The 14,087-nt window shown below is 67.8% G+C and carries 9 protein-coding genes, 1 tRNA gene and 1 pseudogene; 5 read left to right on the plus strand and 6 right to left on the minus strand.

Going from position 1 to position 14,087, the window contains the following annotated elements:
* Positions 1-8 precede the first annotated feature (8 nt).
* A complete protein-coding gene (ntrC, locus tag MBR110_RS07355) occupies positions 9-1,529 on the plus strand; it encodes a nitrogen regulation protein NR(I) (protein ID WP_181709242.1) in 1,521 nt (506 codons plus the stop codon).
* A 78-nt stretch (positions 1,530-1,607) separates the two neighbouring features.
* Positions 1,608-3,752 carry a prolyl oligopeptidase family serine peptidase gene (locus MBR110_RS07360; RefSeq protein WP_059463491.1) on the plus strand — a complete coding sequence of 715 codons (2,145 nt, stop codon included), beginning with the start codon at positions 1,608-1,610 and terminating at the stop codon, positions 3,750-3,752.
* Positions 3,753-3,782: 30 nt separating this feature from the next.
* Here the strand turns inward: MBR110_RS07360 and xth are convergent, their stop codons facing one another.
* Positions 3,783-4,559 carry an exodeoxyribonuclease III gene (gene xth, locus MBR110_RS07365; protein ID WP_059462111.1) on the minus strand — a complete coding sequence of 259 codons (777 nt, stop codon included), beginning with the start codon at positions 4,557-4,559 and terminating at the stop codon, positions 3,783-3,785.
* A 192-nt stretch (positions 4,560-4,751) separates the two neighbouring features.
* Here xth and MBR110_RS07370 point away from each other — a divergent pair.
* Positions 4,752-4,828: transfer RNA gene (locus MBR110_RS07370), tRNA-Met, on the plus strand.
* 82 nt (positions 4,829-4,910) lie between these two features.
* Here the strand turns inward: MBR110_RS07370 and MBR110_RS07375 are convergent.
* On the minus strand, positions 4,911-5,603 hold the full coding sequence (locus tag MBR110_RS07375) for an aspartate/glutamate racemase family protein (RefSeq protein ID WP_011885431.1): 693 nt from the start codon (positions 5,601-5,603) through the stop codon (positions 4,911-4,913).
* A 180-nt stretch (positions 5,604-5,783) separates the two neighbouring features.
* Between MBR110_RS07375 and dinB the strand changes: the two genes are divergently transcribed.
* Positions 5,784-7,190 (plus strand): DNA polymerase IV, encoded by a 1,407-nt coding sequence (gene dinB / locus MBR110_RS07380; RefSeq protein ID WP_081053541.1) that lies wholly within the window; start codon positions 5,784-5,786, stop codon positions 7,188-7,190.
* Between the two features lie 62 nt (positions 7,191-7,252).
* On the opposite strand, the gene MBR110_RS07385 is transcribed toward dinB, so the two are convergent.
* From MBR110_RS07385 to fixL, 4 genes are all read right to left on the minus strand, one after another.
* Complete coding sequence (locus MBR110_RS07385) at positions 7,253-9,340, minus strand: M3 family metallopeptidase (protein WP_014723292.1); 2,088 nt, start codon at positions 9,338-9,340, stop codon at positions 7,253-7,255.
* 294 nt (positions 9,341-9,634) lie between these two features.
* On the minus strand, positions 9,635-10,489 hold the full coding sequence (folD, locus tag MBR110_RS07390; protein WP_046428805.1) for a bifunctional methylenetetrahydrofolate dehydrogenase/methenyltetrahydrofolate cyclohydrolase FolD: 855 nt from the start codon (positions 10,487-10,489) through the stop codon (positions 9,635-9,637).
* 239 nt (positions 10,490-10,728) lie between these two features.
* A complete protein-coding gene (fixJ, locus tag MBR110_RS07395) occupies positions 10,729-11,367 on the minus strand; it encodes an oxygen response regulator transcription factor FixJ (protein ID WP_006493245.1) in 639 nt (212 codons plus the stop codon).
* On the minus strand, positions 11,364-13,880 hold the full coding sequence (fixL, locus tag MBR110_RS07400) for an oxygen sensor histidine kinase FixL (protein ID WP_011885427.1): 2,517 nt from the start codon (positions 13,878-13,880) through the stop codon (positions 11,364-11,366). Before fixL ends, fixJ begins: the two co-directional genes overlap by 4 nt.
* On the opposite strand from fixL, the pseudogene MBR110_RS32590 reads away from it, so the two are divergent.
* Positions 13,800-14,017, plus strand: a pseudogene (locus MBR110_RS32590) (hypothetical protein); the annotation flags it as partial. The gene fixL and the pseudogene MBR110_RS32590 sit on opposite strands and share 81 nt — an antisense overlap.
* Positions 14,018-14,087: the final 70 nt, after the last annotated feature.

A 14,087-nucleotide genomic window follows, 5' to 3' on the forward strand; every position in this document is an offset into this window, starting at 1 on the left:
ACCGACCTATGAAGCCGATCTGGATAGTAGACGACGATCAATCGATTCGCTGGGTGCTCGAAAAGGCGCTCGCCCGCGACAGCTTCGCGACGCGCAGCTTCGCGAACGTGCGCGATGCGCTGGCCGCGCTCGATCACGAGTCGCCGCAGGTGCTCGTATCCGACATCCGGATGCCGGGCGGCTCGGGCCTCGAGTTGCTGCAGGCGATGCACGAGCGTCTGCCCGGCTTGCCCGTCATCATCATGACGGCGTTCTCCGATCTCGACAGCGCAGTGGCCGCGTTCCAGGGCGGCGCGTTCGAATACCTCGCGAAGCCGTTCGACGTCGACAAGGCGGTCGAACTGATCCGCCGCGCGGTGGAGGAAAGCCTGCGCGGCGGCGCACCGCAGGACGAACGCGTGGCCGAGGCGCCTGAGATGCTCGGGCAGGCACCGGCGATGCAGGACATGTTCCGCGCGATTGGCCGGCTGTCGCATTCGGCCGCGACGGTGCTGATCACCGGCGAGTCGGGCACCGGCAAGGAGCTCGTCGCCCGGGCGCTGCACCGTCACAGCCCGCGCGCGAACGGCCCGTTCATCGCGCTGAACACCGCCGCGATCCCGAAGGATCTGCTGGAATCCGAACTGTTCGGCCATGAGCGCGGCGCGTTCACCGGCGCGCAGACGACCCGCCAGGGCCGCTTCGAGCAGGCCGAGAACGGCACGCTGTTCCTCGACGAAATCGGCGACATGCCGTTCGACCTGCAGACGCGCCTGCTGCGCGTGCTGTCGGACGGCCAGTTCTATCGGGTCGGCGGCCACAACCCGCTGCGCGCGAACGTGCGCGTGATCGCCGCGACGCACCAGAACCTCGAATCGCGCGTGCGGCAGGGGCTGTTCCGCGAGGACCTTTACCACCGGCTCAACGTGATCCGCCTGCGCCTGCCGCCGCTGCGCGAACGCAGCGAAGACATTCCGCTGCTCACGCGCCACTTCCTGCAGAAGAGCGCGCGCGATCTCGGCGTCGAGCCGAAGCGCGTGTCCGACGAAGCGCTCGCGTATCTGACGTCGCTGCCGTTTCCGGGCAACGTGCGGCAACTCGAGAACCTCGCGAACTGGCTGACGGTGATGGCGCCCGCGCAGACGGTCGAGATCAAGGACTTGCCGCCCGATCTCGTGCCGAGCGGCGCGCCGGTGACGGCAGCCGTCGACGGCGCGGACGCGCCCGCTGCCCTCGGCGGTGGCGACGTGTCGCGCGTGCAGCCGTCGGTCGGCGCGGCGGCGCTCGCTAGCGCGCCCGTTGCGGCCGCATCGAACGGCGCGCCGGCCGGCTATCCGATGTGGGAGAGCGGGCTGCGCACCGAAGTCGCGCGACTGCTGCGCGAAAATTCCGCCGACGTGATGGACGAACTCGCACGCCGCTTCGAGGCTGCCGTGATCCGCGAGGCGCTCGACTTCACGCGCGGCCGCAAGGTCGAGGCGGCCGAGCGGCTCGGCATCGGCCGCAACACGATCACGCGCAAGATCCAGGAACTGCATCTGGAGCCGTAAGCCGTCGTCGCGGCATGCGCGCGCCGCGCATGCCGCGATCGGACATAATCGCGGTTTGCCGTCACGCGCACGCCCGTCATGTCCGATTCCTTCCGCTGGCCCGCCGGGGCCGATCCTTTCCGATTTCTCGAAGCGCTCGACAGCAAGCGCGCCCGCACGTGGGTCGACGAGCAGAACGCGCGCACGCGTGCTGCGCTGCGTGACGACGACGGCTACCGCACGCTGACCGCGCGGCTCGCGCAGGCCTACCTGCCGCGCGAGCGGCCGGTGATTCCGACCCGCTGGCGCGAATGGGCGTACGACCTGTGGCAGGACGATCAGCACCCGAAGGGGCTGTGGCGCCGCGCGCGCTGGGACGACTGGCGCGCCGGCCGGCCCGATTGGGAAACGCTCCTCGACGTCGACGCGCTCGGCGCGCAAGAGGGCGAATCGTGGGTGTTCGAGCAGGACGCGATCCTCTATCCGGACGGTGACCGCGCACTCGTGTCGCTGTCGCCGGGCGGCGCGGACGCGGTCGTCGTGCGCGAATTCGATCTGGTGCAGCGCCGCTTCGTCGACGGCGGCTTCACGATCGACGAGCCAGGGCATCACACCGTCGGCTGGATCGATCGCGACACCGTCTACGTGAGCTGGGATCGCGGCGAAGCGCATGCGACCGCGGCCGGCTATCCGTACGATGCGCGCCGCTGGGTGCGCGGCACGCCGCTCGCCGACGCGCCCATCGTGTTTCGCGGCGAACCGGACGACATCAGCGCGGGCGCATGGTTCGATCCGATCGACGGCCGCCATGTCGCATGGCGCAGCGTGGACTTCTTCGACGCGCATGCGTACCGGCTCACCGAGGCGGGCGAATGGGCGCGCTACGACGTGCCGACGCACGTCGAGGTCGGCTTCTGGGAAGGCTGGCTGGTGCTGGAGCCGCGGCTCGACTGGGACTGCGGCGGCGTACGGCATGCGGGCGGCTCGCTGCTCGCGATTCGCGAGCACGCGTTTCTCGCCGGCTCGCGCGAATTCACGACGCTGTTCGCGCCGCAAGCATCGACGTCGGCGTGCACGTGGACCCACACGCGCACGATGCTGATCGCGAGCTGGCTCGACGACGTGCACAACCGCACGATGCTGTGGACGCCGCGCAAGGGCGAGGGCAGCGACGGCGGCGAAGGCGGCGAATGGACGTGGGACGCGCATGCGTTCGACTGGCCGCGCGATGCGCAGATCGACGTCGAGCCGGTCGAGTCGACGCTGAACGACGACGTGTACGTGGACGTCGACACCTATCTCGATCCACCCGAATGCTGGCTGGCCGATCTCGCCGATCGCGCGGCCGATGCGCAAGCGCGCCGCGTGCTGCTCGACCGGCCGCCGGTGCGCTTCGATGCGGCAGGGCTCGTCGTGCGGCGCGCGAATGCGCGCTCGCGCGACGGCACGATCGTGCCGTACACGTTGATCGGGCCGCGCGATGCCGTCGAGGCAGCCAACCGTGATGATGGCGGCGATGGCGGCACGCGCGTCGCGCGGCCGTGTCTGTTGTCAGGCTATGGCGGCTTCGCGATTCCGAACCTGCCGGGCTACAGCGACGCACTCGGCATCGCGTGGCTCGAGCGCGGCGGCGTCGCGGTGTTCGCGCACATCCGCGGCGGCGGCGAATTCGGGCCGCGCTGGCACGTCGACGCGCAGCGCGAACATCGGCAGCGTTCGTTCGACGATTTCATCGCGGTAGCCGAGGACCTGGTCCGCACCGGCGTGACGACCGCGGCGCAGCTCGGCATCGAAGGCGGCAGCAACGGCGGCCTGTTGGTGGGCGCGTGCATGGTGCAGCGTCCCGAACTGTTCGGCGCGGTGCTGTGCCGCGTGCCGCTGCTCGACATGCGGCGTTATCCGAAACTGCATGCGGGCGCCGCCTGGCTCGACGAGTACGGCGACCCGGACGATCCGCGCGAGGGCGCGGCGCTGGCCGCCTATTCGCCGTATCACCGCGTGGGCGACGGCGTCGTCTATCCGCCGCTGCTGCTGACGACGTCGACGCGCGACGACCGCGTGCATCCGGCGCATGCCCGCAAGATGGCGGCGCGCATGCACGCGCTCGGGCACGAGCGCGTGTGGTACTGGGAGAACACCGACGGCGGCCACGGCAGCGCCGACGATCTCGAGCGGGCCGAGTCCGATGCGGCGGAATTCGGCTTCCTGTGGGCGCATCTGGGGCCGGCGCCCGCGCGCGGCTGAGCGAGCGGGCGGGGCGGCAGGCCAGCGGCCTCAGCCCACGACCGCGACGACCGGCGTGTGATCGGACGGCTGCTCCCACGTGCGCGGCACGCGGTCGACTTCGCACGACGTGCAGGTGGCCGCGAGCGCCGGCGACAGGAGAATGTGGTCGATGCGCAGCCCGGCGTTGCGACGAAACGCGAACATCCGGTAGTCCCACCACGTGAAGGTCTTCTCGGGCTGCTCGAAGCGCCGGAACGCGTCGACGAAGCCGAGCTCGAGCAGCTTCGCGAAGTGCGCGCGCTCCTGCGGCGACACCAGGTTCTGGCCTTCCCATTTCGCGGGGTCGTGCACGTCGCGATCTTCCGGCGCGATGTTGTAGTCGCCGAGCAGCGCGAGCTTCGGATAGCGCTGCAGCTCGGCGCCGAGCCACGCATGCAGCGCGTCGAGCCACTGCATCTTGTAGAGAAACTTGTCGGAGTCCGGCGCCTGGCCGTTCGGGAAATACGCGGACACGATGCGCACGCCCTCGACCGTCACGGCGACCACGCGCTGCTGCGGATCGTCGAAGCCGGGAATGTTGCGCACGACGTCCGATTCGTCGACGGCCAGCGTGTCGCGCACGAGGATCGCGACGCCGTTATACGTCTTCTGGCCCGTGAACCAGCTGCGGTAACCGACGGCCTCGAGATCGGCGCGCGGATATTTTTCGTCCGGCAGCTTCAGCTCCTGCAGGCACAGCACGTCGGCGCCGCTTTGCGCGAGCCAGTCGAGCACATGCTGTTTGCGGACGTTGAGCGAGTTGACGTTCCAGGTGGCGATTTTCATGAACGGGAAGGCGGGCGGCATGGATTCGAAGGCCGCCATCTTACCGCGAGCGCGGCGCGCGAACGCGTGCAACACGCGATCGGCAGCGCATCCCGTGCACGTCGCGAGCCTCGCGATATTGGCGCCCTGCCAATAAATTGTGACAAAAGTGTTGACGTAAGTGCTTCCTCACCCTATAATTTATTTCTCTGACGCGGGGTGGAGCAGTCTGGCAGCTCGTCGGGCTCATAACCCGAAGGTCGTAGGTTCAAATCCTACCCCCGCAACCAAGCACACCAGACGATGTGCAGCGCAACTGACCGATGCGCGCTTCGTCGACAGGAACCCGGCCCCGTGCCGGGTTTTTTGTTTTCAGCCTACCGCCCACTCGACCGCCGCCTTCGCATGCAGCGTGGTCGTGTCGAACACCGGCAGCGGCGAGTCTGCGTCGCCGATCAGCAGCGTGATTTCCGTACAGCCCAGTATGACCGCCTGCGCGCCGCGTCGCGCGAGTTCGTCGATGATCGCGACATAGGTCGCGCGCGAATGCGCGTCGATCCGGCCGTGACACAGCTCGTCGTAGATGATCCGGTGCACGTCGGCGCGCGCCGGTTCGTCCGGCACCAGCACGTCGAGCCCGAACCGGTCGCGCAGCCGCTGCGCATAGAACGGCAGCTCCATCGTGTAGCGCGTGCCGAGCAGCGCGACGCGCTCGACGCCCGCGGCGCGCAGCGCGTTGCCGGTCGGGTCCGCGATGTGCAGGAACGGCAGCGTTACCGCCGCCTCGATCGCGTCGTGCACGCGGTGCATCGTGTTGGTCGTCAGCACGATCAGGTCGGCGCCGGCCGCTTCGAGCCGGCGTGCGGCGTCGGCCATCCGCTCGCCGAGCGCGCGCCAGTCTTGCGCGCGCTGCAGCGCCTCGATCTCCGCGAAGTCCACCGTGACCAGCACGCTCTTGGCGTTGTGATGGCCGCCGTGCAATGCCTTCGAATAGCGATTGATCATCCGGTAGTACTCCGCCGACGATTCCCAGCTCATCCCGCCGATCAGGCCGATCGTCTTCATTCGTCACCTTTGCGTTTCATCTGTCGTGGCGAACGAGTATAGGGGCCGACCGGCGCGCGCGGCGGTACGATCCGTGCGCAGCCGACCGGTACGGCGCCGCTGGCCGAGCTGGGTCGGCGCCGCGTCGGACTGTCCGTATTCGCCGGTACGTGGCAGCACGCGGCAGTTGAAACGGTCACTGTGTTTTTGTACAGTATCGGCACCGTGAAGCCGACCACTCCCGAGCCTGCCGATTCGCACCTGCCGCCGCCTGGCGACGCGCCGCCGCGCGTGCGCAAGATCATCCATTGCGATTGCGACTGCTTTTACGCATCGGTGGAGATGCGCGACGATCCGTCGCTGCGCAATCGGCCGCTCGCCGTCGGCGGCCGGCCCGATCAGCGCGGCGTGATCGCGACCTGCAACTACGAGGCGCGGCGCTACGGCGTGCATTCGGCGATGTCGTCGGCGCTCGCGATGCGCAAGTGCCCGGACCTGCTGATCCTGCCGTCCGCGATGGACAAGTACCGCGCGGCATCGCGGCAGATCATGGCGATCTATCGCGACTACACGCGCGACGTCGAGCCGCTGTCGCTCGACGAGGCGTATCTCGACGTGAGTGGCTCCGAGCTGTGCCACGGCAGCGCGACGCTGATTGCGCGGGAGATCCGTCAGCGCGTGTACGAGACGGTCGGCGTGACGGTGTCGGCGGGCGTCGCGCCGAACAAGTTCATCGCGAAGATCGCGTCCGACTGGAACAAGCCCGACGGGCTGTTCGTCGTGCGCCCGCACGAGGTCGATGCGTTCGTCGCGGCGCTGCCGGTGCGCAAGCTGCACGGCGTCGGGCAGGTGACGGCCACGCGCCTCGACCGGCTCGGCATCCAGACCTGCGCGCAATTGCGCGACTGGTCGCTGATCGATCTGCATCGCGAGTTCGGCGCGTTCGGCCGGCGTTTGTACCAGCTCGCGCGGGGCATCGACGAGCGGCCGGTGCAGGCCGATCAGGAGCGCAAGTCGGTCAGCGTCGAGACGACCTATGTGACCGACCTGACGACGCTCGAGCAATGCGCGCAGGAAATCCGTCGTCTCGTCGAGCAGCTCGATGCGCGTATCGCGCGCGCGGGCGCCGCGCGATCGATCCGCAAGCTGTACGTGAAGATCCGTTTCGCCGATTTCCAGCGCACGACGGTCGAATGCGTGGCCGACGCGACGAATGCGCAGACGGCCGTCGCGTTGCTCGCGAAGGGGCTGCAGCGGCGCGCGCAGGCCGTGCGGTTATTAGGCGTCGGCGTGCGCATCGACGAGAACACGGCCGAGCGCCATGGGCAGTTCTCGCTGTTCGGCGATGCAGTGGATGAGTCGGTTGAGGGGGGCGCCGATGCGGCAGCCGAGGAGTTGACCGAGGAGTCGAACGAGGACCCAGCCGAGGAGTCAACTGAGGAGCCGACCGAGAACGCAGCCGGCGCGTCAATCGAGGATCCGGCCGAGGGCTCAACTGCAGAGTCAACCAATGACCCAGCCGACCATTCAACGAACGCCCGGACCGACGCCCCGACCAGCGGTTCAAACCCGGCCGCCGAGCCATCCGGTCCAACGCCCGCACAATGAAAAAAGCACCGCCGAAGCGGTGCCTGCCGAAGCCACCGGGCGAACCGCCCGGCAACGCGCGATCACTGCGCGGGCGCTGCCATACCGTTGTGACGCAGCAGCGCGTCGATTTCCGGCTCGCGGCCGCGGAACGCCTTGAACGAATCCATCGCCGGACGGCTGCCGCCCACTTCGAGGATCTCGCGGCGATAGCGCGTGCCGGTCGTCGCGTCGAGCACGCTGCCGCTTTCGGCCGCTGCTTCCTCGAACGCCGCATACGCGTCGGCCGACAGCACCTCGGCCCACTTGTAGCTGTAGTAGCCGGCCGCATAGCCGCCCGCGAAGATGTGGCTGAACGTGTTCGGCCAGCGCGAGAAGGCCGCCTGCGGGATCACGTGGTAGCGCTCGTTGATCTCGCGCGCGAAGGCGTTCACGCCGGTCGCGCCGGCCGGGTCGAAGTCGACGTGCAGCAGCATGTCGAACATCGAGAACACGATCTGCCGCAGCGTGCCGAGCCCGCTCTGGAAGTTCTTCGCGGCGATCATCTTGTCGAACAGCTCGCGCGGCAGCGCGGCGCCGGTTTCCACGTGCGACGACATCGACGACAGCACGTCCCATTCCCAGCAGAAGTTCTCCATGAACTGCGACGGCAGCTCGACCGCGTCCCATTCGACGCCGTTGATGCCCGACACGCCCAGCTCGTCGACGCGCGTGAGCATGTGATGCAGCCCGTGGCCGAATTCGTGGAACAGCGTGATCACTTCGTCGTGCGTGAAGCACGCGGGCTTGCCGCCGACGGGCGCCGAGAAGTTGCAGGTGAGGTACGCGACCGGCGTCTGAACGGCGCCGTCGCGCTTCGCGCGCGCACGCGCATCGTCCATCCACGCGCCGCCGCGCTTGCCTTCGCGTGCGTACAGGTCGAGATAGAACTGCGCGACGAGCGAGCCGTCGCGGTTCTCGACGCGGAAGAAGCGCACGTCCTTGTGCCAGACCGGCGCATCGTCCGGCTTGATCCGTACGCCGAACAGCGTTTCGGTGACGGTGAAAAGGCCCTTCAGCACTGCCGGTTCCGGGAAGTACTGTTTGACTTCGTTCTCCGAGAACGCGTAGCGCTGCTGGCGCAGGCGCTCGGCCGCGAACGCGACGTCCCACGGCGCGAGCTCGGTGAACCCGAGCTCCTTCGCGGCGAACGCGCGCAATTCGTCCCAGTCCTTCTCCGCGTGCGGGCGCGCACGCGTCGCGAGATCCTCGAGGAAGGCGATCACCTGCTGCGGCGATTCGGCCATCTTCGGCGCGAGCGACACTTCGGCGAAGTTGCGGTAGCCGAGCATCTGCGCTTCTTCGCGGCGCAGCTTCAGCTCGTCGGCGACGATCGCCGTGTTGTCCCACTCGGCCTTGCCGCCGCCGTACTGCGGCCCGAGTTCCGACGCGCGCGTCGCATAGGCGCGGTACATCGTTTCGCGCATCGCGCGGTTCTCGGCGTATTGCAGCACCGGGAAGTACGACGGGAAGTGCAGCGTGAATTTCCAGCCTTCCTTGCCGTCCTTCTGCGCGGCTTCGCGGGCCGCCTCGATCGCGTCGCCCGGCAGCCCGGCCAGCTCGGCTTCGTCCTGCGCGAAATACGCGTACGCGTTGGTCGCGTCGAGCACGTGATCGGAGAACGCCTTCGACAGCGCGGCCTGCTGCTCCTGCAATTCCGCGAAGCGCGGCTTCTGATCTTCGGGCAGCTCGGCGCCCGACAGGCGGAAATCGCGCAGCGCGTTATCGAGGATCTTCTTGCGTTCGGCGGACAGCGTCGCGTATTCGGCGCCCGCCGCGATCGCCTTGTACTTTTCGTACAGCGCGAGGTTCTGGCCGACGCTCGACCAGAACTCGGTCACGCGCGGCAGATTTTCGCCGTACGCGGCGCGCAGTTCGGGCGTATCGGCGACCGCGTTCAGGTGGCCGACGACGCCCCACGCGCGCCCGAGCGGCTCCGTCGCCTGCTCGACCGTCTCGACGATCGCAGCCCAGGTCGCCGGCGTCTCGCTTGCGCTGGCGGTGTCGACCGCGCGGTTGGCGGCGGCCAGCAGTACGTCGAGCGCGGGCGTCACGTGTTCCGGGCGGATCTCGCCGAAACGGGGCAGGCCGGAGAAATCGAGGAGCGGATTGGTATTGGCGCTGGCGGACATTAAGACTCCCTGTCTGTTGCCGGATGAACCGGAGTGAAAAGGGTGGGGCGCGCTGCGGCGGCGCCCGATACCGACATTATTGGGGCGCACGGCGCGGTTTCCAATCGTTAGTTTCTAACGATGCGATTGCGTGCGGGCGGCGGCGCGGGGTCGGATTGTGACGACACGCGACGAGCGGCGGCGGTGCGGGCGCGGCGGCGCGGTGCTGACACGGCCGCGGGCATGGCCGCGGCCGGGGAGACGCCGGCGCGCGAATGCGCGTCGGCAGAAGGGGCGGGCGCGAGCGCGCGGCGCTCAGGCTGCGGCTGCGCGCTCCGCGGCTTCGATCGTGTTGATCAGCAGCATCGTGATGGTCATCGGGCCGACGCCGCCCGGCACCGGCGTGATGTGGCCGGCCACGTCCTTCACGCCGGCGAAGTCGACGTCGCCGCACAGCTTGCCTGCGTCGTCGCGGTTCATGCCGACGTCGATCACCGTCGCGCCCGGCTTGACCATGTCGGCCGTCAGGATGTTGCGCTTGCCGACCGCGGCGACGACGATGTCGGCCTGCCGCGTGTGCGCGGCGAGGTCACGCGTCTTGCTGTGGCAGATCGTCACCGTTGCGCCGGCTTCGAGCAGCAGCATCGCCATCGGTTTGCCGACGATGTTCGAGCGGCCGATCACGACCGCGTTCGCGCCTTGCAGCGGGATGTCGTGCGCCTCGAACATCTTCATCACGCCATACGGCGTGCACGGGCGGAACAGCGGCTTGCCGGTCATCAGCGCGCCGGCGTTCGCGACGTGAAAGCCGTCGACGTCCTTCTCCGGCGCGATCGCCTCGATCACCTTGTGGCTGTCGATATGCGCGGGCAGCGGCAGTTGCACGAGGATCCCGTGGATCTTCGGGTCGCGGTTCAGCTCGTCGATGCGCGCGAGCAGGTCGGCCTCCGACAGCGTGTCCGGGTAGGCGTCCTTCAGCGAGAAGAAGCCGTTGTCCTCGCACGCCTTGATCTTGTTGCGCACGTAGACTTCGCTCGCCGGGTTCGCGCCGACGAGGATCACCGCGAGACCGGGCTGGTGGCCGCGTGCGGTCAGGGCGGCGGCGCGTTCGGCGGCCTGCGCGCGCAAGGTCTTCGAGAGGGCGTTGCCGTCGATGAGGAGGGCTGTCATGGTGGTGGTCCTGCCGGGAAGTTGGAATGCGGTCGTGCGGCGCGCGAAGCGCCGCAGCAAAGCACGCAATTATACCGTTCGCCTGCCGTCGTCCGACAGTGAATACAAGGAAAGCGTCATGACGGCGGGGCCGGCGCCCCGGGAGGAGGCGCCCGGCCGTGCCGCGCGAGTGGGGCGCAGCGCGCGGCGCGAGGGAACGGCGAGGCGGCCGGGCGGGCGCCCGACGGCCGTGCGCAACGTCAGGCCTGCTTTTTCGACAGCGCGAGGCGCAGCAGATCGGCCACGGTGTTGACGTTGAGCTTCTCCATGATGTTCGCGCGGTGCGCTTCGACCGTCTTGATGCTGATGCCGAGATCGTCGGCGATCTGCTTGTTCAGGCGGCCGGCGATGATCCGCTCGAGCACCTGCTGCTCACGCGCCGTCAGCTTCGACAGGCGCTCGCTCGCGGCACGCTGTTCCTGCACGCTCTTGCTTTCGCTTCGGGCCTTGTCGAGCATCCGCTCGACGAGCTTGCGCAGCTCGGCTTCGTCGAACGGTTTCTCGATAAAGTCCATCGCACCCTTTTTCATCGTCGAGACGGCCATCGGCACGTCGCCGTGACCGGTGACGAAAATGATCGGCAGCGCGGCGTTGTCGGCGATCAGGCGTTCCTGCAACTCGAGGCCGCTCATGCCCGACATCCGCACGTCGAGGATCAGGCATGCGATCTGGCCGGCCTGCTGCGCCGGCTGGTATGCATCGAGGAACTGCTCGGCGCTCGAGAAGCACTGCACGCGATAGCCGTTCGCCTCCAGCAGCCAGCGCAACGAGTCCCGTACGGCCTCGTCGTCGTCGACGACGAAGACGGTTTCCTGAGTGGTGGTAACAGGGCTATTCATAGTTCTCCCGTGACGGTATGTGATGCCGATGACTCGCGCCCCCCTTGGGCGAGATCAGCGGGTTCCCCAATGGGCAGGCTGCAGTGGAATGTCGCGCCGGAAATGCGGCCGTCCGGTTCGACATTGTTGACCACCCACAGACGCCCCCGATGCGATTCGATGATCGAACGGCAGATGTTCAGCCCCATGCCCATGCCGTCGGACTTGGTGCTGTAAAACGGTTCGAACAGGCGCTCGGCGGTCGCTTCGTCGACGCCCGGGCCCTGATCGATCACGCGGATGTCGACGAAGCCCGCGTCGATGTCGGCGACGACGCGAATCACGCCGTCCGCCGACGCCGGCTTCACGTCGGCCATCGCCTCGGCCGCGTTCTTCATCAGGTTCACGAGCACCTGCTCGATCAGCACGGGGTCGACATAAATAATAGGCATTCTTGCGAGGATTTCCGTGACGATCCGGATCCTGCGCTTCCTGGCCTCGATTTCGGCGAGCCCGACCGCATCCGCGACGATGTCCGCGACGCGCGCCGGCTGGCGCTTCGGCTCGCTGCGCTTCACGAATTCGCGAATCCGCTTGACGATCATCCCCGCGCGCAATGCCTGCTGCGCGGTCTTCTCGAGCGCCGGCTGCAGCGTCTCGGGCGTGCTGCGGCCGCTCTTCACGAGCGCGAGCGTGCCCGAGCAATAGTTGTTGATCGCGGCGAGCGGCTGATTCAATTCGTGAGCAATCGACGACGCCATTTCGCCCATCGTCATCAATCGGCTCGTGAACTGCAGTTTCTCTTCCTGCTGGTGCGCGAGTTCCTGCGCCTTCTTGCGGGTCGTGATGTCGGTCGCGATCTGCATCTGCGCGAGGTGGCCGTCGACCCACTGGATGTATTGGCGGCGCACCTCGAACCACTTCTGGATGCTCTCGACGTAGACCTCCTGCGCGTCGGCCGTGCTGTTGGTCAGCGCGGCGGCCGGCAGGCCGGCGAAGGCGTCGACCATGTCGATCGAGTCGGACGATGCCTGCGCGCGATCGAAGCCGCCGCCCGACAGCTCGAGATGGCCGTCCGGGCGAATGCCGAACAGGTGGCGGTAGTAGCGGTTCGCGAACAGCAGCTCGGCCTCGTCCGCGGCCAGCACCGACACGGCGGCGTCGAGGCTTTCGAGCACCGTCGTGAAGCGTTCGTGCGCGGCCGCGAGCTCCTCGCGTGCGCGCTTCGGCTCGGTGATGTCGGTCATCGACGACATCCAGCCGGTCTGCCGGCCCGAGCTGTCGATCAGCGGCGACACGTACAGGCGCGCATGGAACAGCGTGCCATTCTTGCGCCGCACGCGCAGCTCGAAGCCCGAGCTCGGCGCCTTGCCGCGCAGCGTCATGTCGAGCTGGCGCTGCATTTCCGGGTAGGCGTCGCGCGGCCAGTACGGGAACGGCGCGACCTTGCCGACCAGGTCGCTTTCATCCCAGCCGGTCATCCGGCAGAACGCCGGGTTCACGTGGGTGATGCGGCCGTGCATGTCGAGCACGCGCATGCCGATCAGCACCGAGTTCTCCATCGCGCGGCGGAAGAACGCTTCCGCGTACAGCGCCTGCTGCGCCTCGAAGCGCTGCCGCGTGTGCTTCCACAGGCTCCAGAGGCTCCACAGCACGAAGCACGACAGGCCGGCCACGAGCCACACGAGCGTGTTGTTGGTGAGGTTCGTCAGCTGCGGGAACGCGTACACGCGCACGGTCAGCCCCTGGCCGGGCGGGTCGAGCGGCAGGTCGTAGTGGGAGTCGCGCGGCAGGCGCGGGCGCGTCGACGTCGACGACAGCTCGCGATTGTTCGAGTCGGTGATCGAGATCTTGTACTTCGACGACAGCTCCTGCGGGATGTCGTGCTTCAGGATCCCTTCGACCGAGAACACCGCGGCGATCGAGCCGAGGTATTCGCGATCGCCGCGCATCACGGGCGTCTGCAGCGTGATGAAGCCGTTGCCGAAGTCGTCGTAGATCAGCGGCGAATAGGCCTGGCGGCGCGTGCTGCGCGCTTCGTCGTAGGCGCCGCGCACGGCGTCTTCCATCTGCGCGTCGCCGGGCTTCGCGAGCCGCTGGCCGAGCAGCGGCGGATGCACGGTCGGCCAGCGCTGCACGCCGGGCGCCGTGTACCAGTTCAGATAGAGGATTTCCGGATGGGTCTGCATCACGTCCGCGACGGCCATCTGGAAGGCGTTCTGGTCGAGGCGGCCGGATGCGAGATCGCGCGACAGCGCCTGCAACTGCTCCTGCGCGCCCGTCATCGACAGGCGGATCTGCTGCTGCGCCCACGCAACGTTACGGAACAGCGTGTCTTCCTGCTGCTGCTGTTCGCGGCGATTGAGGCTCCATAGAATCAGGCTCATCACCACGAGGAACACGAGGATCGACAGCAGCGGCGTCAGCAGATAGGAGTTCGACCACCACGGTCCGTGGTGCCAGCGGGACGGCTGCGACTCCGCCGGCGGGCCCGACGGTCGCGCCGAGCGTGCGAAAAGCCGATCGGTCAACATGGCAGGATTGTAGCGCAGCGCAATACATGGAAAACCCATACCGGATATGTTGAGCGGAAACGAATTTGTGCGCGCCGCGCGTGCCGCCGAGCCCCGACGCATGGGTGCGCCGCAACAATATTCCGCATTACGAGAAAAGATCTCACAATTCGAAAATTTTGTTGCGCGCGGCCGTAGGCGCTCATTACAATCCGTCGAGCTTGCCCG

The sequence above is a fragment of the Burkholderia sp. MBR-1 genome (assembly GCF_013822785.1).
Lineage (GTDB): Bacteria > Pseudomonadota > Gammaproteobacteria > Burkholderiales > Burkholderiaceae > Burkholderia > Burkholderia vietnamiensis.